This is a genomic window from Pseudomonas monsensis (genome assembly GCF_014268495.2).
Classification (GTDB): domain Bacteria; phylum Pseudomonadota; class Gammaproteobacteria; order Pseudomonadales; family Pseudomonadaceae; genus Aquipseudomonas; species Aquipseudomonas monsensis.
On the sequence record NZ_CP077087.1, the window covers coordinates 331,347 to 352,500 of the forward strand.

Annotated in this window: 25 protein-coding genes; 9 read left to right on the forward strand and 16 right to left on the reverse strand. The window is 59.5% G+C overall.

Going from position 1 to position 21,154, the window contains the following annotated elements:
- Positions 1 to 25 precede the first annotated feature (25 nt).
- Together HV782_RS01510 and HV782_RS01515 are read left to right on the forward strand one after the other, a co-directional pair.
- Positions 26 to 448, forward strand: coding sequence for a PA0061/PA0062 family lipoprotein (locus HV782_RS01510; protein WP_186747043.1), 423 nt, complete (start codon positions 26 to 28; stop codon positions 446 to 448).
- Between the two features lie 40 nt (positions 449 to 488).
- Positions 489 to 908 (forward strand): PA0061/PA0062 family lipoprotein, encoded by a 420-nt coding sequence (locus tag HV782_RS01515; RefSeq protein ID WP_123470264.1) that lies wholly within the window; start codon positions 489 to 491, stop codon positions 906 to 908.
- 6 nt (positions 909 to 914) lie between these two features.
- Here the strand turns inward: HV782_RS01515 and HV782_RS01520 are convergent, their stop codons facing one another.
- Together HV782_RS01520 and HV782_RS01525 are read right to left on the reverse strand one after the other, a co-directional pair.
- Entirely contained in the window at positions 915 to 1,154 is a 240-nt protein-coding gene (locus HV782_RS01520) for a DUF1161 domain-containing protein (RefSeq protein WP_128615226.1), read from the reverse strand.
- 243 nt (positions 1,155 to 1,397) lie between these two features.
- Entirely contained in the window at positions 1,398 to 1,829 is a 432-nt protein-coding gene (locus HV782_RS01525) for an OsmC family protein (protein WP_186747045.1), read from the reverse strand.
- Between the two features lie 242 nt (positions 1,830 to 2,071).
- Here HV782_RS01525 and HV782_RS01530 point away from each other — a divergent pair, with 242 nt between their 5' ends.
- A complete protein-coding gene (locus HV782_RS01530) occupies positions 2,072 to 3,073 on the forward strand; it encodes an LLM class flavin-dependent oxidoreductase (RefSeq protein WP_027610203.1) in 1,002 nt (333 codons plus the stop codon).
- Between the two features lie 255 nt (positions 3,074 to 3,328).
- On the opposite strand, the gene HV782_RS01535 is transcribed toward HV782_RS01530, so the two are convergent.
- Together HV782_RS01535 and HV782_RS01540 are read right to left on the reverse strand one after the other, a co-directional pair.
- Entirely contained in the window at positions 3,329 to 3,547 is a 219-nt protein-coding gene (locus HV782_RS01535) for a DUF1161 domain-containing protein (protein ID WP_186747047.1), read from the reverse strand.
- A 127-nt stretch (positions 3,548 to 3,674) separates the two neighbouring features.
- A complete protein-coding gene (locus tag HV782_RS01540; protein WP_027610201.1) occupies positions 3,675 to 3,890 on the reverse strand; it encodes a dodecin in 216 nt (71 codons plus the stop codon).
- Between the two features lie 156 nt (positions 3,891 to 4,046).
- On the opposite strand from HV782_RS01540, the gene HV782_RS01545 reads away from it, so the two are divergent.
- Entirely contained in the window at positions 4,047 to 4,373 is a 327-nt protein-coding gene (locus tag HV782_RS01545) for an ElaB/YgaM/YqjD family protein (RefSeq protein WP_007911686.1), read from the forward strand.
- Here the strand turns inward: HV782_RS01545 and HV782_RS01550 are convergent.
- Positions 4,346 to 5,263, reverse strand: coding sequence for a LysR family transcriptional regulator (locus HV782_RS01550; protein ID WP_186747049.1), 918 nt, complete (start codon positions 5,261 to 5,263; stop codon positions 4,346 to 4,348). The two genes, HV782_RS01545 and HV782_RS01550, sit on opposite strands and share 28 nt — an antisense overlap.
- A gap of 114 nt (positions 5,264 to 5,377) precedes the next feature.
- Here HV782_RS01550 and trpB point away from each other — a divergent pair, with 114 nt between their 5' ends.
- From trpB to HV782_RS01565, 3 genes are all read left to right on the forward strand, one after another.
- Positions 5,378 to 6,610 carry a tryptophan synthase subunit beta gene (gene trpB, locus HV782_RS01555; RefSeq protein WP_123470272.1) on the forward strand — a complete coding sequence of 411 codons (1,233 nt, stop codon included), beginning with the start codon at positions 5,378 to 5,380 and terminating at the stop codon, positions 6,608 to 6,610.
- Positions 6,610 to 7,422: a tryptophan synthase subunit alpha gene (gene trpA / locus HV782_RS01560; RefSeq protein ID WP_186747051.1), complete on the forward strand. Its 813-nt coding sequence runs from the start codon at positions 6,610 to 6,612 to the stop codon at positions 7,420 to 7,422. Before trpB ends, trpA begins: the two co-directional genes overlap by 1 nt.
- A gap of 122 nt (positions 7,423 to 7,544) precedes the next feature.
- On the forward strand, positions 7,545 to 7,985 hold the full coding sequence (locus tag HV782_RS01565) for an anti-virulence regulator CigR family protein (RefSeq protein ID WP_186747054.1): 441 nt from the start codon (positions 7,545 to 7,547) through the stop codon (positions 7,983 to 7,985).
- A 65-nt stretch (positions 7,986 to 8,050) separates the two neighbouring features.
- Here the strand turns inward: HV782_RS01565 and HV782_RS01570 are convergent, their stop codons facing one another.
- The 11 genes from HV782_RS01570 to HV782_RS01620 form a co-directional block, all read right to left on the reverse strand.
- Positions 8,051 to 10,012: a DUF7844 domain-containing protein gene (locus HV782_RS01570; RefSeq protein ID WP_186747056.1), complete on the reverse strand. Its 1,962-nt coding sequence runs from the start codon at positions 10,010 to 10,012 to the stop codon at positions 8,051 to 8,053.
- Positions 10,009 to 10,329, reverse strand: a complete 321-nt coding sequence (locus HV782_RS01575) for a DUF2388 domain-containing protein (RefSeq protein WP_123470280.1) — start codon at positions 10,327 to 10,329, stop codon at positions 10,009 to 10,011. Before HV782_RS01575 ends, HV782_RS01570 begins: the two co-directional genes overlap by 4 nt.
- 43 nt (positions 10,330 to 10,372) lie before the next feature.
- On the reverse strand, positions 10,373 to 10,681 hold the full coding sequence (locus tag HV782_RS01580) for a DUF2388 domain-containing protein (protein WP_123470282.1): 309 nt from the start codon (positions 10,679 to 10,681) through the stop codon (positions 10,373 to 10,375).
- A 106-nt stretch (positions 10,682 to 10,787) separates the two neighbouring features.
- Positions 10,788 to 11,105, reverse strand: coding sequence for a DUF2388 domain-containing protein (locus HV782_RS01585; RefSeq protein WP_123470284.1), 318 nt, complete (start codon positions 11,103 to 11,105; stop codon positions 10,788 to 10,790).
- A 134-nt stretch (positions 11,106 to 11,239) separates the two neighbouring features.
- Entirely contained in the window at positions 11,240 to 11,449 is a 210-nt protein-coding gene (locus HV782_RS01590; protein ID WP_128615287.1) for a DUF1127 domain-containing protein, read from the reverse strand.
- A gap of 255 nt (positions 11,450 to 11,704) precedes the next feature.
- Positions 11,705 to 11,920 carry a DUF1127 domain-containing protein gene (locus HV782_RS01595; protein WP_041074721.1) on the reverse strand — a complete coding sequence of 72 codons (216 nt, stop codon included), beginning with the start codon at positions 11,918 to 11,920 and terminating at the stop codon, positions 11,705 to 11,707.
- A gap of 320 nt (positions 11,921 to 12,240) precedes the next feature.
- Entirely contained in the window at positions 12,241 to 13,734 is a 1,494-nt protein-coding gene (scpC, locus tag HV782_RS01600; protein ID WP_123470288.1) for a succinyl-CoA:acetate CoA-transferase ScpC, read from the reverse strand.
- 214 nt (positions 13,735 to 13,948) lie between these two features.
- The gene (locus tag HV782_RS01605; protein WP_123470289.1) at positions 13,949 to 15,382 is read right to left on the reverse strand and encodes an NAD(P)(+) transhydrogenase (Re/Si-specific) subunit beta; all 1,434 of its coding nucleotides are present in this window, start codon (positions 15,380 to 15,382) and stop codon (positions 13,949 to 13,951) included.
- Positions 15,382 to 15,702, reverse strand: coding sequence for an NAD(P) transhydrogenase subunit alpha part 2 (locus HV782_RS01610; protein WP_003187417.1), 321 nt, complete (start codon positions 15,700 to 15,702; stop codon positions 15,382 to 15,384). Before HV782_RS01610 ends, HV782_RS01605 begins: the two co-directional genes overlap by 1 nt.
- Before the next feature lie 15 nt (positions 15,703 to 15,717).
- Complete coding sequence (locus HV782_RS01615; protein ID WP_123470291.1) at positions 15,718 to 16,839, reverse strand: Re/Si-specific NAD(P)(+) transhydrogenase subunit alpha; 1,122 nt, start codon at positions 16,837 to 16,839, stop codon at positions 15,718 to 15,720.
- Between the two features lie 434 nt (positions 16,840 to 17,273).
- Positions 17,274 to 18,173, reverse strand: a complete 900-nt coding sequence (locus tag HV782_RS01620; RefSeq protein ID WP_123470293.1) for a LysR family transcriptional regulator — start codon at positions 18,171 to 18,173, stop codon at positions 17,274 to 17,276.
- Positions 18,174 to 18,330: 157 nt separating this feature from the next.
- Here HV782_RS01620 and HV782_RS01625 point away from each other — a divergent pair, with 157 nt between their 5' ends.
- Together HV782_RS01625 and HV782_RS01630 are read left to right on the forward strand one after the other, a co-directional pair.
- Positions 18,331 to 19,512, forward strand: coding sequence for an acyl-CoA dehydrogenase (locus HV782_RS01625; protein WP_123470295.1), 1,182 nt, complete (start codon positions 18,331 to 18,333; stop codon positions 19,510 to 19,512).
- Positions 19,513 to 19,525: 13 nt separating this feature from the next.
- Positions 19,526 to 20,746, forward strand: coding sequence for a CaiB/BaiF CoA transferase family protein (locus HV782_RS01630; protein ID WP_123470297.1), 1,221 nt, complete (start codon positions 19,526 to 19,528; stop codon positions 20,744 to 20,746).
- The last annotated feature ends 408 nt before the right edge of the window (positions 20,747 to 21,154 follow it).

Sequence of the window (21,154 nt, forward strand, 5' to 3'; positions counted from 1 at the left end):
CTATCCCGCCATTTGGAGCTTCGCTATGCGCATGTTGTTGCTGACAGGAGGCCTGCTGACACTGGCCGGTTGTGCCGGATTCGGAATGCCTGACCCTGACCCCTCACAAGCCTGGATCGATCTCGATGCCCGGCAACAAGACACGGCGCTGCAAGCGCTGCAGGTCGATAGCCGGGCCACGGTCGACAAGCGTTATTTCGAAGTCCAGCCCGGCAGCCATGAGCTGAAGGTGCGTTATCAGTTTCCGGTGGAGGCGACCAATATCGGCCTCGATGCCGAACCGTTGTGGCGTGATTGCCAGTTGAACGTGAAATTCAAGGACTTCAACGCTGGCCAGCGTTACCAGCTGCAGGCCGGCAGTATCGGCTTCAGGCCTTGGGCCAGGCTCTATGACGAGCAACGAAAAGTCGTAGGGCAGGGAACACCGGCAGGCTGCCAGCGCACATGATCGACGCTATGCTGAGTATTCAGAACGGTGGATATTCATCATGCGCAAGTTGTTGCTGTTGCTCGTTGTCGGTTTCGCGGCTGGTTGTCAGACACCGTTGCCCCCGGTCGACCCACAAATGGCCTGGATCGACTTCTCGACGCCAACCCCCGGCGGCAAACTGCTGATGGCCGAGCGTCTGGATAACCAGCGCCTGAATGACGGGCGCTTTTTCCAGGTCACTCCCGGCAGTCATGAGCTACGCGTGCGCTTTGATTTCGAAGTCTTCGGCGGCGGCGGTGCCTTGATGACTGGCCCGGTGGAGCGCTTGTGTTACCTGTATATCCGCTACGATCATTTCGAAGCCGGGCAGCGTTATACGCTGGAGGGCCGTTCGCTGGCATTCACCCCGAGTGCGAGGCTATATAACGCCAGGCGCGAGATTGTCGCCGAAGACCACGATTACAACTGCATTAATTGAGGCGACTCAGCGGTCGTTCTTCTGATAGATGATCGCTTTTCTACCGTAGTCGCATCGACCGACAATCATGGCAATGTCGTGTTCTTTTGCCTCCTCTTTGCTGACGATTTCCAGCGTATAAGAGGGCACAGCTTTCGCCTGGATCTTGACCTCGATCTCTTTCTTCAATTCTTCACAGTCTTTCGGTGCGGCAAGAGCGGTTGTGGCCAGTGCACTGCAGAAAATCGCCAAGCCGATACGTTTCATCAATGAAGCTCCCTGGAGCAGCGCGCACGGGCGTGCGCTGAACCTGCTGTCACTTATTCGACCACACTTTGACGAAGCGAGTTCTGACTTCGCGCACATCTCGGGCACTGCGCGGAGTTATAGATCGCTTTCGCGGGCAGGCCCACTCCCACAGGTTCTGTGTTTGACACAAATCCCTGTGGAGGGCGGGCTTGCCCGCGAAGGCGTCAGTGCTGTTTATGCCTTGATCGAAACCAGCGCAGATCAGTTGACCAGCGATGCCTCGAGGGTAATTTTCGCGTTCAGTACTTTCGACACCGGGCACCCTTCCTTGGCCTTGTTGCTCAATTCTTCAAACTGCGCCTGGGTCGCTCCCGGAATCTTCGCCTTGAGAATCAGCTTCACCGCCGTGATGGCAAAGCCACCATCCACTTGATCGAGGGTGACTTCAGCGTTGGTATCAATGCTCTCTGCTTTGAGGCCGGCATCGCCGAGAATCATCGAAAACGCCATGGAGAAGCAGCCGGCGTGCGCTGCCCCGATCAGTTCTTCCGGGTTGGTGCCCTTGCCGCCTTCGAAGCGGGCCTTGAAACCGTAGGGTGCTTCTCTGAGGACGCCGGTTTCGGTGGAAATCGAACCGATGCCGGTTTTCAGGTCGCCTGCCCAGTGTGCGGATGCTTTCTTCACGATAGCCATGTCTGCCTCCTCAAGATCTGGCGCGGAATCGCCGCGCCGTCGTGGTTTTTGCTTGCAAGGCTTCTGAGGATAGACGCCGCAGCAAAGTTCAGCCCGGGTGAATCGTTGACTTTTTTAGTAGGAAATTTCGCCGCCGCTATTGAAACTCGGGTATATGCCCTCATTGCACAGAACACGCTTATGGATTCGGCAGGTTTTCGTTCGCTGGAAAAACCTGCCTCCTCATTCGGAGACGCAGGTTTATGAAGCAACTGTCCGACGTAAAATTTTCCACCCTCGATCTGGTGCCCGTGCGCGAAAACGGCAGCCCGGCGCAATCGCTGCGCAACTCGCTGGATCTGGCGCAGCATGTCGAAAAGCTCGGCTACACGCGGTTCTGGGTGGCTGAACACCACAACATGGACGGCATTGCCAGTTCGGCGACCTCGGTGTTGCTGGGGTATCTGGCGGGCGGGACGTCGACCATTCGCGTCGGCTCCGGCGGCGTGATGCTGCCCAACCATGCGCCACTGGTGATCGCCGAGCAGTTCGGTACCCTCGAAAGTCTGTATCCGGGACGCATCGACCTGGGGTTGGGCCGCGCTCCGGGGTCCGATCAGATGACCGCCCGCGCGTTGCGCCGTGAACGCTCCGGCAGCGCCGACGATTTCCCGGAAGATGTCGCCGAGCTGGCGCGTTTCCTCGGCCCGCGCACCCCGGATCAACGGGTGATCGCCATGCCGGGCACGGGCACCAATGTGCCGATCTGGCTGCTCGGTTCCAGCCTGTTCAGTGCGCAACTGGCCGGTGAGCGCGGTTTGCCCTACGCCTTTGCCTCGCATTTCGCCCCGCGTTTCATGCACGAGGCAATTCGGGTCTACCGCAACCACTTCAAGCCATCCGCCGTGCTCGACAAGCCTTACGTGATGCTCGGTGTGCCGCTGGTGGCGGCGGATACCGACGAGCAGGCCGATTACCTGGCGACTTCGGTGTACCAGCGCATTCTCGCGCTGATGCGTGGGCAAAGCCTGGTACAGCGTCCGCCGGTGAAAACCATGGACGGCCTGTGGTTACCGCATGAGCGTGAAGCGGTGGGGGATTTCCTCGGTCTGGCGATGGTCGGCAGTCCGCAGAAGATCCGTGCCAAGCTGGAGGTGTTGGTCGAGCAGACACAGGCGGATGAACTGATCTTCACCTGTGATCTGTATGAACACGCCGATCGCCTGCATTCCTACGAGTTGTTGGCGCAGGTGATGAAGGGCTGAAGGGCGCCCTCACCCTAGCCCTCTCCCGGAGGGAGAGGGGACTGACCGGGTTGACTGTTCGAGGTACGCCGACCTGAAATATCCAGTCGTACTCAGGTTCTGAACGGCCCCCGATCTGCTCCCTTTCCCCTCTACCCCTTGGGGGAGCGGGCTGGGGTGAGGGGGTTAGATTTCAAATCCACCAAAAACCCCAAACTCCGGACACAAAAAAGCCGACGCCTTCACGTCGGCTTTTGTATTTCAGGCGGTATCAGCCTACTTCTTGTAGACGATTGCCTTGGTGCCACCTTCGCAGGTGCCAACGACTTTGCCGGCATTGGCGCCTTTGTCGACAATCTCCAGCGAATACCCGGAAACGCCCTTGGCATCCAGCTTCGCCGCAATCTCGCTTTTCAGCTCTTCACAAGGCTTGCCGGCAGCAAACGCACCACCCGCAAGGCTCAACAAACCTACTGCCAACATGAACTTCTTCATCGGTCGCACTCCCTGGTCGGATTAAAAGAGGCGGGCATCGGACATTCACCCGATGCGCTCACCTTGTAGCGCTTTGCCATTCCTATGGCACTCGGCCAGCGCGCAAGTTCAGAAGCGTAGCCCAAACTCAGCTGCTGGCAATGCGGAAGCCGACTTTCAGCGTTACCTGGAAATGCGCAGCCTTGCCGTCCTTGATGTGGCCACGGGTCTCGACCACTTCAAACCATTCCAGGTGCTTGATGCTCTTGTTCGCTTCCGCCAGCGCGTTGTTGATGGCGTCTTCGATGCTGCTGGTGGACGAGCCGACCAGCTCGACTTTCTTGTACGTGTGATGGTCACTCATGGCGATCTCCTTGGCGTGTGAAATTGAGACTAGCAGTGATTTGCACTGTTGATTTCGGTGCCACGGTGCAAGCGAAGTTCAGATTTTCTGCACTTTCTCAAACCGCTGAAGTCCCAATCAACACACGCCACTCATCACCAATGCAGGAGAGCCACCATGGCCAACACCTCTTTACGTAAAGCCTCGTTGCAAAGCATGGAAGCCGAGATCGAGAGTCTGCTCAAATCGTTGGAAAGCCTGAAGGACGACGCTTCGGACGAGTCGCGCAAGACCCTCAAGGCGCTCAAAAGCAACGCTGAAAGTGCGCTGAAACATTCGCGCCACCTGCTCAGCGATGCCTACGAAGAAGTCAAAGTGAAAACCCGTGAGACCGGGATTGCCACTCGCGATTACGCTCAGGAACACCCTTGGACCACCGCTGGTGTGGCGGTCGGTGCAATCGGTCTGCTGGCCGCTTACTTGTTGTTCAAGCGCGGCGAGTGATCCGTCTGGCGCAGCTCGTTCTTGAGCCATTGCGCCAGTTGCCGGGCGCGCCCGTCTGCGGCGCGCTTGGGTAGCCACAACGCCAGTTGCGCCGGGGTTTCACAGAAGCCCCACGGCGCAACCAGGCGACCGGCTTTCAAATCTTCCGCTACCAATGGCTCTGGCGCGATCGCCACGCCGAGTCCGGCCACCGCGGCTTCCAGCAAATAATACAAATGCTCAAAACCTTGCCCGAGCTTCAACGCCTTGGCGTCGAGGTGGTTTTGCTGTGCCCAGTTCGGCCACGCTTGTGGGCGAGAGGTGGTGTGCAGCAATGGTTCGCCGAGCAAGGCTGATGCCGGCGCGGTCTGCAGGCGTTGATAACCGCTGAACAACGGGCTCATCACCGGCCCGATGCGTTCTGCCGCCAGTTCATACACCTGCATGTCTGCCGGCCAGGGTGGTTCGGCGAACAGCAGCAAGGCGTCGAGTCCGGGACGCCGTGGATCAAGATCGCCTTCGCCGGCCGACAGGTGCAGACGCAAGTCCGGCAGGTCGGTATTCAGCCGGCCCAGACGTGGAATGAACCAGCGCGCCAACAGGCTGCCCGAGCAGCCGAGCACGAACGGCGCGTCAGCGGTGCTTTGCGTCAGCTCGGCACACACACTGCGCAACCGATCAAATGCTTCGCCGCTGGCATCCCGTAGCCGAACCCCGGCATCTGTGAGTTTCAGGCCGCGACCATCCTTGACGAACAGGCTCACGCCAAGATGCTCTTCGAGCACTTTGAGCTGGCGGCTGACCGCGCCGTGAGTGACGTGCAGCTGTTCGGCTGCCTGACTGACGCTGTTGAGCCGAGCGGTGGCTTCAAAGGCACGCAAGGCGTTCAGCGGGGGGAGGTCGTGGCTCATGATATCTGTGAGATTTCCTGACAGGTTGCGGCAATCTTATCGGTTTTCAGGCTGTAAGGTCAGGGGTAGAGTGGTCGTCATTGTCTTCTGACCCGAATTCACCTGGAGCAACTCATGACCCAGACTTCGAACACTTCCAATCTGCGCAGCGGCCCCGACGATAACGGCCTGTTCGGTGCGTTCGGTGGCCGCTACGTGGCTGAAACCCTGATGCCGTTGATCCTCGATCTGGCCCGCGAATACGAAACGGCCAAGGAAGATCCGGCGTTCAAAGAAGAATTGGCCTACTTCCAGCGTGACTACGTCGGGCGTCCGAGCCCGCTGTACTTCGCCGAGCGCCTGACCGAATTCTGCGGCGGCGCCAAGATCTACCTCAAGCGCGAAGAGCTGAACCACACCGGCGCGCACAAGATCAACAACTGCATCGGCCAGATCCTGCTGGCACGGCGCATGGGCAAGAAACGCATCATCGCCGAAACCGGCGCCGGCATGCACGGCGTGGCGACGGCCACCGTGGCTGCGCGCTTCGGTCTGGACTGCGTGATCTACATGGGCACCACTGACATCGAACGTCAGCAGGCCAACGTGTTCCGCATGAAGCTGCTGGGCGCCGAAGTGATCCCGGTGGTGGCCGGTACCGGCACCCTGAAAGACGCGATGAACGAAGCGCTGCGTGACTGGGTGACCAACGTCGACAGCACTTTCTACCTGATCGGCACCGTGGCCGGCCCACACCCGTACCCGGCGATGGTGCGCGACTTCCAGGCCGTGATCGGCAAGGAAACCCGCGACCAGTTGCAAGCTCAGGAAGGTCGCCTGCCGGACAGCCTGGTGGCGTGCATCGGCGGTGGCTCCAACGCCATGGGCCTGTTCCACCCGTTCCTCGATGACAAGAGCGTCGAGATCATCGGCGTTGAAGCGGCCGGTTACGGCATCGAAACCGGCAAGCACGCGGCCAGCCTCAACGGCGGCGTGCCGGGTGTGTTGCACGGCAACCGCACCTTCCTGCTGCAGGACGACGATGGCCAGATCATCGACGCCCACTCGATTTCCGCCGGTCTGGACTATCCGGGCATCGGCCCTGAGCACGCCTGGTTGCATGACATCGGCCGCGTCCAGTACACCTCGGTGACCGACGACGAAGCCCTTGAAGCGTTTCACAAATGTTGCCGTCTGGAAGGGATCATTCCTGCACTGGAAAGCGCTCATGCGTTGGCTGAAGTGTTCAAACGCGCACCGAAACTGCCGAAGGATCACCTGATGGTGGTCAACCTGTCCGGCCGTGGCGACAAAGACATGCAGACCGTCATGCACCATATGGAACAGTCGAAGCAGGAGAAACACTGATGAGCCGCCTGCAAACCCGCTTTGCCGACCTCAAAGAACAGAACCGCGCTGCGCTGGTGACCTTCGTCACCGCCGGTGACCCGGACTACGCCACGTCGCTGGCGATCCTCAAAGGCCTGCCGGGCGCTGGCGCCGACGTGATCGAACTGGGCATGCCGTTCACCGACCCGATGGCCGACGGCCCGGCGATTCAACTGGCGAACATTCGTGCGTTGGGCGCCAAGCAGAATCTGGCGAAAACCCTGCAAATGGTCCGCGAGTTCCGCGAAGGCAACAGTGACACTCCGCTGGTGTTGATGGGCTACTTCAACCCGATCCACATGTACGGTGTTGAGCGCTTCATCGCGGATGCCAAAGAGGCGGGCGTCGATGGTCTGATCGTGGTCGACATGCCGCCAGAGCACAACGCCGAACTGTGCGACCCGGCGCAGGCTGCCGGTCTGGACTTCATCCGCCTGACTACACCGACCACTGACGATGCGCGTCTGCCGAAGGTGCTCAACGGCAGTTCCGGTTTCGTTTACTACGTGTCGGTGGCCGGGGTGACCGGTGCCGGTGCGGCGACGCTGGAACACGTCGAAGAGGCGGTGACGCGTCTGCGTCGGCACACCGACCTGCCGATCAGCATCGGCTTCGGCATCCGCACGCCGGAGCAAGCGGCGTCCATCGCACGCTTGGCGGACGGTGTGGTGGTGGGCTCGGCATTGATCGACCACATCGCCAATGCAACCACGCCGGATCAAGCCGTCGACGGCGTGCTGAGCTTGTGCTCGGCATTGTCTGAAGGGGTGCGTAAGGCCCGCGTCAGCTGAAGGTAAAGTTCCTGATACAGAGGAATTAGCGCCTCGCTACACAGCCTAAATGAGCAAGACCGAGGGATTCAGAACCACGTTCTGAATCCCTTTTTGCTGTTGGTGCAGTGAGGAAAAACCCGATGAAAATGCCGAAACGTCTGATTGCCGGACTGGGCGCACTGATGATCAGCGCGACACCGCTGCTGGCCAGCGCCGATCCACGTGATGATCATGACCACGGCGGCCCGCAACCGGGCCATTACGAGAACCGCGGTGACGATCACCGTGGTCCGCAGAACGACCACCGTGGCGGCCCGCCGCGCGATTTCGGACCGGTACGGCAGACCATCCGCGACAACCACGGCTACTTCGTGCGCGGTGCACCGCCACCGCCGGGCATCCATCTGGAACGCGGCCGGCCGTTGCCGCGCGGCTATTACGGCGAACGGCTGGACGGTCGGGCGCTGAGCCGCTTGCCGGTGTACCCAGGCTATGAATGGCGCCGGGCCGGGGGCGACATCGTGCTGATTGCGGTGGGCACCGGGATCATTTACGAAATTCTGGATGGGGTTTTGTATTGATGTAAGGAGAACACGTGTGGCGAGGGAACAAGCCCCTCGCCACACGGATTGTTGCTTTTCGTGTATCAGGGCAGTTCCAGTCCGCCGGAAGCCTTGTGCAATTTGCGCAGATGTTCACCGATCTGTTTCACATTGGTTTCACTGGCTGCAATTTCGGCCGCGCGCTTGGGTTCCAGCAACTTGCGCACTTCCGCGTCCAGATCGCCGGACAGCGCCAGCAGTTTTTTCTGCCGCTGACTGCTTTCCGCTTCCAGGCGGCTGAACTCGGTCGGCTGTGGCAAGCCGTAACCGCGGCTGTCGAGCAATTCCGCCGGGCGGCTGAGGAAGCCGCTGTTGGCGAGAATCTCCTGCAAGGTCGCATTGGCCTTGTCCATGCCGCCGTTTTCCAGCTCGCGGGCACCCAGGTAGCGCTGCTTGACCTCATCCTGCGCCAGCAACAACTGACGGCGGTAACTGGCCTGCTCCAACAGCAGCAGGGCAGCACTGGTGCGCAGGTCTGCGCGCTCAAACCACGGCCGGCGCTCTTCGGCCGATAACGACAGCCACTCTTCAACGGTGTTCTGTTTGATCGGCAACTGCTTCTTCAACACATCGAACATCGCCTGGTAGCGGTCGCGGAACGAGTCGAAGCGATAGCCCAGGCGCAGCGCCTCTTTCGGATCATCCAGCACGCTGGTATCGGCCAGGCCACGGCCCTTGAGCACTTCCAGCAAACCGTTGGGCATGATGCTGTCCAGACCGACGAGTTGCGCGTTGTCGCTGCCGCTGCGCAACAGTTTCAGGCCTTCCACCGCGCAGTTGTTGGAGAGGAAGAAGTAGTTGCCGTCGTAGCTCCAGTGCATCTCGGCGGCGTGCTCGACCACCCCTTCGATTTCAGCGCGCGACAGGTTCAGCGGCACGGAGGCAAGGCTGCGCAGTTCGGTCTTGGTGTATTCGTCGATGACCTGGGCCAGCGGCAACACGAACAGGCGTGACGGATACTTGCCGACCAGTCCGTCCCAACTCGACAGTTGCACGTCGCCGACGAAGGCGCGATAGGACAGCACCAGATGCTGGTCCAGATCGAGTCGGCAGTCCGGTCCGCGCGGCCGACCCGGTGCGCAGATCACCAGGCGTAACATACTGTGGCCCCAGCGACTGACCCAGTTCTGATTGGCTTCGGCCAACAGATAGTCGACGGCGTAGACCCGCTCCGGATCGACCTGTCCCAAGGGTTGCTTGGCGAAGTCGTTACCGGCGTTCAGGAAGGCGAAGGTCTTGCTGCAGGTGTCCTTGGTCGGCGGCGCCCAGCCGAAGTGTTGCTGGTAATAGCGGTACAGCGCCGGACGCCGACAGGCGTAACTCGGGTCGAGGAGGAAATACTCCATGTTGACCGCGACGAATTCCTTCGGGCTGGAGATCTCGTACAGGTCCGGGCTGCGGGCAATCTGCCGATTGTGTTGTTCACGTTCCCCACGGCGACCGACGTACTGCTGCCATCCGGCGAGGTCGAGCAGGCGCGGATCATCGCTGAGGGTGAAGCGGCGGCCGTTCTGGCCACGACACTCATCGGGAATGCCGATCAGCCCGGCGCTGTTGAAACGCCGGGTGCAGCGCTGGATCAGCGTACGTTCGGCGCTGGGCCACAGGCGGGCGCGGTCATAGATGTGGGTGATTTCGTGCAGCACCGTGGCGAGCAGTTCCTGACGCACAGTGCCGTGGGGGCGATTGGTTTTCTCTTTGGCCGCACTGCCGTCGGTGAGACCGGCGAGCAGTTTGCGGTTCAGATCGAGTTCCGCCACCAGCGTGGCCTGGCCATAGGCATTGCCGGGCATGTCGTCGGTCCAGCCGACATCAATGCGCCGGTCCAGCCGCTCGATGAAGCTGGGCGGCAGCTTCTGCAGGGCTTCATCGATCAGCGCCTGACTGGCCTGTTGCTGGGCAGGGCTCAGACCGTCGGTCTTGAGCCGCAGTTGCAGGCCCGCGTGGGCGCTGTTGCCAAGCAGCAACATCGCCCCGGCCAGTAGCCAGGCGGCGAGTGACTTCACAGTGCGAGGATGGCTTCGGCGAGTACCTGATCACTGGCGTCGCGCGCTTCCGGCACACGAGTGCGCAGAGTGTTGAGCGCAGCTTCGAGGTGCGCGCCACGGATCTCGCCGTTGGTGGCAACGAAACTGGCCGCGTCATCGTGGGCTTCGCGGATGATTTTCGAATCGCGAATCGACGTGGTGGTATCGGACGTGAAATCAATGGTGCGCTGGGAGGCACGAACGATGATGTTACTGGTGGCTACCAGGGTGTGCGCCTGGGCCACGTCGGCCAACAAAAACAGGCCAAGGGCGGCAGCAATCAGCGGGCTACGCATGGAACGACTCCGAAGGGGGAATGATAACTAGGGACTGGGATAACTATTGGACGAGAATTGCCTGTGCCAGTTCAAGGTCGCTGACATGAAGTTTTGGTCGGGATTTGCGCAGGTAATGCAGGGCGGATTCGAGCTGCGCGCCTCGCAATTCACCGTCACTGGCAACAAACGCCGCCGCGTCATCGTGAGCGGCGAGCAACAGTTTACGGTCGAATGGCGCAGAAGACACCATTCCGGTAGCCCATACCGTCACTACGGTGTTCTGGGTGGAAACATCGAAGGCATCGACCGACGTCGCCCAGCAGGCGCTGATCAAGGCCGAAGGAATAAGCAGGTTGGTCAGAAAACGCATGGGACTCGATAACGGTTAGCGAGTCTCAAGGCTAGCGCAATGCCCGGGCCAGAGCCAGCGGCGAAACATCGGGACACGGCTGGCGTGTCCCTGCTGGCCATGCGGATCAGATCGCCAGAATGGCCCGCGCCAGTTGATCGTCGGTGGCGTTCAGTTGCGGTGCCTGATGACGGATGAGGTCCAGGGCACTTTCCAGTTTCACGCCGCGGATCTGGCCTTGGCTGGCAACGAAGCTGGCCGCATCGTCACGGGCAGCGATCACGACTTTGTTGTCGCGCAGCGAAGAGCTGACGTCGGAGGTGGCGTCCGAAGAGGATTTCAGCGCGCCAACCACGGCGTCGGTGGTCACGATGAAGCTGGTTGCGCTGGCGTTGGCAGCCACGGCCAGCAAGGCGGCAGCGCTGAGCAGGCGAAGACGGGACATGGTGTATCTCCTGAAGGTAAACCGTATTGAGAGGTGGCTTGTGTCTGATGAGTCAGACGTGGGTAACAGAAGATTCGCCACGTTCTGCCATGGATATTAGGCCTGCGCGTGGGGTTAAAACAGTGGGCAGAATGCTAGCGCCAGAAAGGTTTCTCCAGTTCGTTGAGCCGATCGGCGTGACTGAGGCCCAGGTCCGCGAGATCACGTTGCTCAACCTGAGCCAGCAGACGCCGTGTCCTGGCGCGCTCCAGTGCTTGCCACAAGCCACTTAGCAGCCGGCGCAGTGGGTGTGGGCGAACAAGTGCTTGGACCGGAGTTGCTGAAACATCCTGTAAGTCTTTCATGGCGCATTCCTTAAGCCGGGGAGGGTTAAGGACATGCTCCGCCGAATACAGCGCGAGTAGCAGATACACTGATGTGAAATTGTACTGGTTCAGAATTGGCTTTTAGAAAACTGTACCTGTTAATCCACTGCGCCGCTGTACGGATGTTTTTCAAGCCCTGAAACGACAAAACCCGTTGCGGTTTCCCGCAACGGGTTTTGTTTGTTCAATTCGGGTGCTGGCGGTGGGTCTTGCGACCAGAGCCAGCGACGCTACTTAGCGCCAGAACGGCTTGCTCAGCTCTTCGTAGCGTTGTGCTTCGCTGATACCGGCGTCAGCCAGCAGACGCGAATCCAGACGAGCCAGTTGATGGCGGCTGGAGATGCGGCGCTGCCACAACATCAGGTTGGCGATAACGCGCAGAGGCAGGGAAGCCTGGGATTTTGCAGCTTTGTCTTCGAAGAACAGTTCGGAACTGAGTGTACGTTCCATGGTTGACATCCTTCCGCTTGTGGCGGGATCAGGTAGTGGTTTAACTGGTGCCCATGATCCTCTCGTTTGCCAAGTCTCTCTAGATACAGTTCAACTGTATTGTGAGTGACCAGTTAACTGTTTATAGGGGGTGTACGGGTCAAAATTGAGCAAACTGTACCTGTCCGCACTTAAATAGTGCATTTTTGCTCAATTCGAAGGTTGGCGTAGGTAAAAGCTGTAGGAAAACACCGGTACAGCAGTACAGTTTTTGCCAGATGAGGCGCGTAGAAAAAACCGCTGACGCAAACTGTGTTTGCATCAGCGGTTGACTGTGCGAATTACACCGCCAGCATGCGCCCGGTTTCTTCCAGGTTCATGTGCCAGCTCAACGCTTCGCGCAGGATATGCGGGGTATGGCCACCGATGGCGCAGGCGGCGGTGAAGTAGTCATTCAGCGCCTGGCGATAATCCGGGTGTACGCAGTTGTCGATGATCACCCGTGCCCTTTCACGCGGCGCCAGGCCACGCAGGTCGGCCAGTCCGACTTCGGTCACGAGGATGTCGACGTCATGCTCGGTGTGGTCGACATGGCTGACCATCGGCACCACGCTGGAAATCGCGCCGCCCTTGGCGATCGACTTGGTCACGAACACCGCCAGGTGCGCGTTGCGCGCGAAGTCGCCGGAACCACCAATGCCGTTCATCATCCGCGTACCGCAGACATGGGTGGAGTTGACGTTACCGTAGATGTCGAACTCAAGCGCCGTGTTGATGCCGATGATGCCCAGGCGGCGCACCACTTCCGGATGATTGGAGATCTCCTGCGGACGCAGGACCAGTTTGTCCTTGTACTTCTCCAGATTGCCGAACACGTCGCTGTTGCGCCGCTCCGACAGGGTGATCGAGCTGCCTGAAGCAAAGCTCAGCTTGCCGGCATCGATCAGGTCGAAGGTCGAATCCTGCAACACTTCGGAGTACATGGTCAGGTCTTCGAACGGCGAATCGATCAGGCCGCACATCACCGCGTTGGCAATGTTGCCGATTCCGGCCTGCAACGGACCGAGCTTGTTGGTCATGCGTCCGGCATCGACTTCTTGCTTGAAGAATGTGATCAGGTGCTCGGCGATGGCATTGGTGTCGGCGTCCGGGGTCGATACCGTGGACGGCGAATCCGCTTGCTGGGTAATGACGATGGCGACAATCTTCTCCGGCGGAATCGGGATCGCGGTACTGCCGATGCGGTCGTCGACTTTTACCAGCGGGATCGGTGTGCGCGTCGGGCGGTAGGTCGGGATATAGATGTCATGCAGGCCTTCGAGGTTGGCGTTGTGCGCCAGGTTGATCTCGACGATCACCTGCTTGGCGAAGATCGCGAAGCTTGCCGAGTTGCCCACCGAGGTGGTTGGCACGATGTGGCCCTGTTCGGTGATGGCCACGGCTTCGATCACTGCGATGTCCGGCAGCTTCAATTGCTGGTTGCGCAATTGTTCGACGGTTTCCGACAAGTGCTGGTCGATGAACATGACTTCGCCGGCGTTGATTGCCTTGCGCAGGGTGCTGTCGACCTGGAACGGCATGCGGCGCGACAAAACGCCGGCCTCGGTCAGTTGCTTGTCGAGGTCGTTGCCCAGGCTGGCGCCGGTCATCAGGCTGATCTTCAGCGGCGTGACCTTGGCTCGCTCGGCCAGTGCGTGAGGGACGGCCTTGGCTTCGCCGGCGCGGGTGAAACCGCTCATGCCGACGGTCATGCCGTCTTCAATCAGAGCGGCGGCGTCGGCGGCGCTCATCACTTTATCCAACAACGAAGGCAGGCGAATACGGTCACGGTACATGGATTATTTTCTCGGGAAGCGAGTAGCAGGATGCGCAGTCTAGTGAATTTCGCGGGCGCCTGTCCCGCTACCAAGGTCGCAAACGAGGCGTCTATTTAGCGGGTTTCAAGTAAAACACCGTTACCGGATCTGCAACAACGCGGCAAATTGTCCAACGCTTTGCGCAAACAAAAACGCCCCGACAAGTCGGGGCGTCCGGTACAGCAGCGATGGATTACTCGACCGCTTTGACCATGTCTTCGATGACTTTTTTCGCGTCGCCGAACACCATCATGGTCTTGTCCAGGTAGAACAGTTCGTTGTCCAGACCGGCATAGCCGCTGGCCATCGAGCGTTTGTTGACGATGATGGTCTTGGCCTTGAACGCTTCGAGAATCGGCATGCCGGCAATCGGCGATTTCGGATCGTTCTTGGCGGCCGGGTTGACCACGTCGTTGGCGCCGAGTACCAACACCACGTCGGCCTGGCCGAACTCGGAGTTGATGTCTTCCATCTCGAACACCTGGTCGTAAGGTACTTCGGCCTCGGCCAGCAACACGTTCATGTGTCCCGGCATACGACCGGCCACCGGGTGGATCGCGTATTTCACGGTCACGCCACGGTGGGTCAGCTTCTCGGTCAGCTCTTTCAATGCATGCTGCGCACGGGCCACCGCCAAGCCATAACCCGGGACGATGATCACGGTGTCGGCGTTGGTCAGCAGGAAGGTCGCGTCGTCGGCCGAACCGGACTTCACCGGACGTGCTTCTTTCGCACCGGCCGGGCCCGCATCGGCCGTGTTGCCGAAACCGCCGAGCAGCACATTAAAGAAGGAACGGTTCATCGCCTTGCACATGATGTACGAGAGAATCGCACCGCTCGAACCCACCAAGGAACCGGCAATGATCAGCATCGAGTTGTTCAGCGAGAAGCCGATACCTGCCGCTGCCCAGCCCGAATAGCTGTTGAGCATCGACACCACCACCGGCATGTCGGCACCACCGATCGGGATGATGATCAGCACGCCCATCACGAACGCCAGAACTAGCATCAGCGCGAACGCGGTGAGATTGCCGGTGAACATGAAAGTCAGGCCGAGTGCCAGTGTCGCCAGACCCAGTACGGCGTTCAGCTTGTGCTGACCGGCGAACTGTACCGGTGCGCCCTGGAACAGACGGAACTTGTACTTGCCCGACAGCTTGCCGAACGCGATTACCGAACCTGAGAAGGTGATCGCACCGATCGCCGCGCCGAGGAACAGCTCCAGACGGTTACCTGCCGGAATCGAGTCGCCCAGTTGTTTAACGATACCCAGCGATTGCGGCTCGACCACCGCAGCAATCGCGATGAACACTGCTGCCAGACCGATCATGCTGTGCATGAACGCGACCAGTTCCGGCATCTTGGTCATTTCAACGCGCTTGGCCATGATCGAACCGGCCGTGCCGCCGACCAGCAGGCCAACGATGACGTAACCGATACCGGCCGTGGCGAGCTCAGCCCCGAGCTTATAGATGAGGCCGACGGTGGTCAGGATTGCCAACGCCATGCCGAGCATGCCGAACAGGTTGCCGCGTCGCGAGGTGGTCGGGTGCGACAGGCCTTTGAGGGCCTGGATAAAGCAGATCGACGCGATCAGGTAGAGCGTCGTGACGAGATTCATGCTCATTACTTCGGCGCCTCTTCTTTTACTTTCGGGGCTTTCTTCTTGAACATCTCAAGCATGCGGCGGGTGACCAGGAAGCCACCGAAGACGTTGACCGCCGCCAGTGCCACGGCGAGGGTGCCCATGGTTTTGCCCAGCGGCGTGACGGTCAGTGCGGCTGCGAGCATGGCGCCGACGATCACGATCGCCGAGATGGCGTTGGTCACTGCCATCAATGGCGTGTGCAGTGCAGGTGTAACGTTCCAGACCACGTGGTAACCGACATAAATCGCCAGCACGAAGATGATCAGGTTGTAGATACCGGGGGAGATAAGCTCTTCCATCGTCTGAATCCCTGCTTAGGCGTTTTTGCGGATGACTTGGCCGTCGCGGCACATCAGGCACGCGGCGACGATGTCGTCTTCGAGGTTGACGTCGAACTGGCCTTCTTTGGTGAACACCAGCTTGAGGAAGTCCAGCAGGTTGCGCGCGTACAGTGCCGAGGCGTCTGCAGCGACTTCACCAGCCAGATTGGTCGGGCCGCAAATGGTCACGCCATTCTCGATCACGACTTGATCAGCCACAGTCAGCGGGCAGTTGCCACCCTGAGCAGCGGCGAGGTCGATGACCACCGAGCCCGGTTTCATCTGCGCCACGGTGTCCGCGCTTAGCAGCGTCGGTGCCTTGCGGCCAGGAATCAGCGCGGTAGTGATGACGATGTCAGCCTGCTTGGCGCGCTCGTGCACGGCCTGCGCCTGACGCTGCATCCAGCTCGCCGGCATTGGCCGCGCGTAACCGCCGACACCGACGGCGCATTCGCGCTCTTCATCGGTCTCGTAAGGCACGTCGACGAACTTGGCGCCGAGGGACTCGATCTGCTCCTTCACCGCCGGACGCACGTCAGACGCTTCGATCACCGCACCCAGGCGTTTCGCCGTGGCAATGGCCTGCAATCCAGCCACGCCTGCGCCGAGAATCAGCACGCGCGCCGCTTTCACGGTGCCCGCAGCCGTCATCAGCATCGGCATGAAGCGCGGATAGTAGTGCGCGGCCAGCAACACGGCCTTGTAGCCGGCAATGTTCGCCTGCGACGACAGCACGTCGAGGCTCTGTGCGCGGGAGGTACGCGGCGCGGCTTCGAGGGCGAACGCGGTGATCCCGCATTCGGCCATTTTGGCGATGGTTTCGTTATTGAACGGATTGAGCATTCCGACCAGCACCGCGCCGCGCTTGATCAGCGCCAGTTCGGCGTCGCTGGGGGCGACCACTTTGAGAATCAGCTCGGCACCGAACGCATCGTTGGCACTGCCAATGATCGCGCCCGCCGCTTCATAGGCACTGTCGACAACACTGGCTTTAACGCCGGCGCCGGTTTGCACAGTGACCTTATGACCTTGGCTGATCAGCTTTTTAATGGTTTCCGGGGTTGCAGCAACCCGTGTTTCACCGGTCTGGGTTTCGAGAGGAACACCAATGTGCACGTCAAATCTCCTGCGTGATCTTATTGAGTAAACCCAGGCACTGCGGATGGTGCGACTGGGGCGGCCGATCAGCACGATCCCGCCAAATCAGGGCGGGGCGCGGCATTTTGCAGGCGAACTTTATGCCCTTCAAGGGATTATGACGGGTGACGGAAAATTAACTACAAGTCATGCCGTGACCGAATGTCGCAGATAGCTAGCGCAATCCCTTGCAGGCCGTGCCTTGTAAGGATTCTGGCTGAATTTGAAAAAATTTCTCATCGGCGGCGTGAATAGGCCGTAATGAGTCGCGGATGGAGGCTCAAAGCCACGTCTTCAGGCGCTTGTGGGACGTCTGTACGACTTTCGGATACAGTCTGCGATTTTGCGACAAATACTTATATCTGTAGGGCTTTGATTTTCCTGACTACCGGGTTAGCAATCGCTGTAAGCCTTTATCCTTCTAGGCTGTAGCTATTTGCCTGGTTGACCAGCCAATCGCGAAATGCCTTGAGTGACGCCGATTCGACCTTTCGCTCAGGAATCATCAGGTAATAGGCCTTGATACTTGAGAGCGCATTGGGGTTGGCAATCACCAGGCGTTTCTCGGCTAATTCACGCTGAATCAGGAACGGTGGAATCAGCGCGATCCCCATATCGTGCATGGCGGCCTGAGCCAGCATGGAGAATAGCTCGTAGCGCGGACCTGTCATGTCGCGAGGAATATTCAAGTGTTGCGAGTTGAACCACTGGCGCCAGGCGTAGGGGCGGGTGGTTTGTTGCAGGAGTGGAAGATCGGCAATCTCGTCAGCTGTCAGATGCGTGTTTTTGCCCAGCAGAGCGGGACTGCATACCGGCATCGGATTTTCGCCCATCAGTCTGTGGGATTCGGTACCGGACCAATCGGCGTCGCCAAAGTAGATCGCTGCGTCAAAGTCAGTGTCGGCGAACAGGAACGGCCGGGTACGGTTGGTCAGGTTGACGGTCACCTCCGGATGCTTGAGCTGGAAGTCTTTCAGCCGGGGTAGCAACCATTGCGTGCCGAACGTCGGCACCACCGCCAGCTCGATTACGTTGGTGCCTTGCTGGCCCATCACCGACAGCGTATCGCGCTCGACGGCATCCAGTTGCGTGGCAACACGGCGGCTATAGGACAGTCCTGCTTCTGTCAGCTTTACGCCACGCCGCGAACGTCGGAACAGTTCCACGCTAAGGAAGTCCTCAAGGCTGGCGATCTGTCGGCAAATAGCACCTTGGGTGAGGGAAAGTTCTTCTGCTGCCTTGGTGAAGCTCTCGTGACGAGCGGCGGCCTCAAAGCTGATCAGGGCGGTAGTGCTGGGGATCTTCCTGCGCATGTACGTTAACCTCACTAATGCGGCGCGTAAAAGGCATCCGGCGCCGTCTCGGAGTGAGAAATTAGCACAACAGGATGCGAAATCCTCGTTTGCCGGGATGACGAACCGGGCCTAGGATCAATGCCACGTTAATTCACCGATTTGCGAGGACACACTCATGGGCGGTAAAGCTAGCTTCAACTGGATCGATCCCCTGCTGCTGGATCAACAGCTCACCGAAGAAGAGCGCATGATCCGCGACACCGCCGCGCAGTTCGCTCAACAGAGCCTGGCGCCACGTGTCCTTGAAGCGTTCCGTCATGAGAAAACCGATCCTGCGATCTTCCGCGAGATGGGCGAAGTCGGTCTGCTCGGCGCAACCATCCCGGAGCAATACGGCGGCAGCGGTCTCAACTATGTCAGCTACGGTCTGATCGCTCGCGAAGTGGAGCGTGTCGATTCCGGCTACCGCTCGATGATGAGTGTGCAGTCCTCGCTGGTGATGGTGCCAATCAACGAATTCGGCACTGAAGCCCAGAAACAGAAATACCTGCCAAAACTGGCGTCCGGCGAGTGGATCGGCTGCTTCGGCCTGACCGAGCCGAACCACGGTTCCGATCCGGGCGCGATGATCACCCGTGCGCGCAAGGTCGACGGCGGCTACAGCCTGACCGGCGCGAAGATGTGGATCACCAACAGCCCGATCGCCGATGTGTTCGTGGTCTGGGCCAAGGACGATGCCGGCGACATTCGTGGCTTCGTGCTGGAGAAGGGCTGGAAAGGCCTGAGCGCTCCGGCGATTCATGGCAAGGTCGGCCTGCGTGCGTCGATCACCGGTGAAATCGTCATGGACAACGTGTTCGTGCCGGAAGAGAACATCTTCCCTGACGTGCGTGGTCTGAAAGGTCCGTTCACCTGCCTCAACTCGGCGCGTTACGGCATCTCCTGGGGGGCATTGGGCGCTGCCGAGTTCTGCTGGCACACCGCTCGCCAGTACACCCTTGATCGCCACCAGTTCGGCCGGCCGCTGGCAGCTACTCAATTGATTCAGAAGAAACTGGCCGACATGCAGACCGAAATAACCTTGGCCCTGCAAGGCTGCCTGCGCCTGGGACGCATGAAGGACGAAGGCACGGCTGCGGTGGAAATCACTTCGATCATGAAGCGCAACTCGTGCGGCAAGTCCCTGGACATCGCCCGGATGGCTCGCGACATGTTGGGTGGCAACGGTATCTCCGATGAGTTCGGCGTGGCACGTCATCTGGTCAACCTGGAGGTGGTGAATACCTATGAAGGTACTCATGACGTCCACGCGCTGATCCTGGGGCGCGCGCAAACCGGTCTGCAGGCGTTCTATTAACAGGAGAGCGACCATGGGCGCGTTGTCGCATCTGCGGGTACTGGATTTATCGCGAGTGTTGGCCGGGCCGTGGGCCGGGCAGATCCTCGCCGACCTTGGCGCCGAGGTGATTAAGGTCGAGCGCCCCGGCAACGGTGATGACACGCGCGCCTGGGGGCCGCCCTTCCTTAAGGACGCTTATGGCGAGAACACGACAGAAGCGGCTTATTACTTGTCGGCCAACCGCAATAAGCAATCGGTGACTATCGACTTTACGCGGCCCGAGGGGCAGCAGCTTGTGAGAGAGCTGGCGGCCAAGTCGGACATTCTTATCGAGAACTTCAAGGTCGGTGGTCTGGCCGCTTACGGTCTGGATTACCCGTCGCTGAAGGCGATCAATCCCGATCTGATCTATTGCTCGATCACCGGCTTCGGCCAGACCGGGCCGTATGCCAAGCGTGCGGGTTATGACTTCATGATTCAGGGGCTGGGCGGCTTGATGAGTCTGACGGGCCGGCCTGAAGGCGATGAAGGCGCCGGACCGGTGAAGGTTGGTGTGGCGTTGACGGATATTCTCACCGGCCTGTATTCGACGGTGGCGATTCTGGCTGCGCTGGCCCATCGCGATCACGATGGCGGTGGTCAGCATATCGACATGGCATTGCTGGACGTGCAGGTGGCGTGTCTGGCGAACCAGGCGATGAATTACCTGACCACAGGCAATGCGCCAAAGCGTCTGGGGAATGCGCATCCGAACATCGTGCCTTATCAGGATTTTCCTACCGCTGATGGTGACTTCATCCTCACCGTGGGTAATGACGGGCAGTTCCGCAAGTTCGCCGAAGTGGCGGGGCAGCCGCAGTGGGCCGATGATCCGCGCTTTGCTACTAATAAGCTGCGGGTGGCGAACCGCGCGGTGCTGATTCCACTGATTCGGCAGGCCACAGTCTTCAAGACGACGGCTGAGTGGGTTGCCGAGCTTGAACAGGCGGGTGTGCCGTGTGGGCCGATCAATGATCTGTCGCAGGTGTTTGAAGATCCGCAGGTGAAGGCCCGGGGTCTGGCGATAGAGCTGCCACATGCGTTGGCCGGGATGGTTCCTCAGGTGGCCAGCCCTATCCGGTTATCGCAGACGCCGGTTGAATACCGACGTGCCCCTCCTTTATTGGGCGAGCACACGCTGGAGGTTTTGCAGCGGGTGCTGGGGTTGGGCGCGGGTGCGGTGGCGGCGTTGAAAGAGGATGGAGTGCTCTGAGGTGACCTTCTATATAGAAGGCTGGGTGACTTCTTCTATATAGAGGGGTTATTTGGCTGTTTTTTAGCCTGATCGTAAGTTATTGAAAGAAAACTGAAATTAAGTGTTGACGGCAAATTCTAGAAGTCTATAATTCGCCCCACTTCCGGCGCAGTCGAAACGGAAAACTCCTTGAGATTCAATGAGTTACGCGGTTTTCGACAGCGGCTTGCTTCAGTTCATCGAAGCCTGGGAGGAGTTGGAAATGCCGGTTGATCTGGCGCTTTCAACGGTTCGATCTTCTCGGTCGAAAGCGGAGAAAAAGAGGTGTTGACAACAGCGAGTAACGCTGTAGAATTCGCCTCCCGCTAACGAGAGATCGGAAGCACAAGTGGTTGAAGTTGTTGAGGAAATCTTCGAAAACTTCTG

Bases quoted from the DNA above. Each gene is read 5' to 3' on its own strand.
- HV782_RS01510 (WP_186747043.1), top strand. From the start codon at position 26: ATGCGCATGTTGTTGCTGACAGGAGGCCTGCTGACACTGGCCGGTTGT.
- HV782_RS01515 (WP_123470264.1), top strand. From the start codon at position 489: ATGCGCAAGTTGTTGCTGTTGCTCGTTGTCGGTTTCGCGGCTGGTTGT.
- HV782_RS01520 (WP_128615226.1), bottom strand. From the start codon at position 1,154: ATGAAACGTATCGGCTTGGCGATTTTCTGCAGTGCACTGGCCACAACC.
- HV782_RS01525 (WP_186747045.1), bottom strand. From the start codon at position 1,829: ATGGCTATCGTGAAGAAAGCATCCGCACACTGGGCAGGCGACCTGAAA.
- HV782_RS01530 (WP_027610203.1), top strand. From the start codon at position 2,072: ATGAAGCAACTGTCCGACGTAAAATTTTCCACCCTCGATCTGGTGCCC.
- HV782_RS01535 (WP_186747047.1), bottom strand. From the start codon at position 3,547: ATGAAGAAGTTCATGTTGGCAGTAGGTTTGTTGAGCCTTGCGGGTGGT.
- HV782_RS01540 (WP_027610201.1), bottom strand. From the start codon at position 3,890: ATGAGTGACCATCACACGTACAAGAAAGTCGAGCTGGTCGGCTCGTCC.
- HV782_RS01545 (WP_007911686.1), top strand. From the start codon at position 4,047: ATGGCCAACACCTCTTTACGTAAAGCCTCGTTGCAAAGCATGGAAGCC.
- HV782_RS01550 (WP_186747049.1), bottom strand. From the start codon at position 5,263: ATGAGCCACGACCTCCCCCCGCTGAACGCCTTGCGTGCCTTTGAAGCC.
- trpB (WP_123470272.1), top strand. From the start codon at position 5,378: ATGACCCAGACTTCGAACACTTCCAATCTGCGCAGCGGCCCCGACGAT.
- trpA (WP_186747051.1), top strand. From the start codon at position 6,610: ATGAGCCGCCTGCAAACCCGCTTTGCCGACCTCAAAGAACAGAACCGC.
- HV782_RS01565 (WP_186747054.1), top strand. From the start codon at position 7,545: ATGAAAATGCCGAAACGTCTGATTGCCGGACTGGGCGCACTGATGATC.
- HV782_RS01575 (WP_123470280.1), bottom strand. From the start codon at position 10,329: ATGCGTAGCCCGCTGATTGCTGCCGCCCTTGGCCTGTTTTTGTTGGCC.
- HV782_RS01580 (WP_123470282.1), bottom strand. From the start codon at position 10,681: ATGCGTTTTCTGACCAACCTGCTTATTCCTTCGGCCTTGATCAGCGCC.
- HV782_RS01585 (WP_123470284.1), bottom strand. From the start codon at position 11,105: ATGTCCCGTCTTCGCCTGCTCAGCGCTGCCGCCTTGCTGGCCGTGGCT.
- HV782_RS01590 (WP_128615287.1), bottom strand. From the start codon at position 11,449: ATGAAAGACTTACAGGATGTTTCAGCAACTCCGGTCCAAGCACTTGTT.
- HV782_RS01595 (WP_041074721.1), bottom strand. From the start codon at position 11,920: ATGGAACGTACACTCAGTTCCGAACTGTTCTTCGAAGACAAAGCTGCA.
- scpC (WP_123470288.1), bottom strand. From the start codon at position 13,734: ATGTACCGTGACCGTATTCGCCTGCCTTCGTTGTTGGATAAAGTGATG.
- HV782_RS01605 (WP_123470289.1), bottom strand. From the start codon at position 15,382: ATGAGCATGAATCTCGTCACGACGCTCTACCTGATCGCGTCGATCTGC.
- HV782_RS01610 (WP_003187417.1), bottom strand. From the start codon at position 15,702: ATGGAAGAGCTTATCTCCCCCGGTATCTACAACCTGATCATCTTCGTG.
- HV782_RS01620 (WP_123470293.1), bottom strand. From the start codon at position 18,173: ATGCGCAGGAAGATCCCCAGCACTACCGCCCTGATCAGCTTTGAGGCC.
- HV782_RS01625 (WP_123470295.1), top strand. From the start codon at position 18,331: ATGGGCGGTAAAGCTAGCTTCAACTGGATCGATCCCCTGCTGCTGGAT.
- HV782_RS01630 (WP_123470297.1), top strand. From the start codon at position 19,526: ATGGGCGCGTTGTCGCATCTGCGGGTACTGGATTTATCGCGAGTGTTG.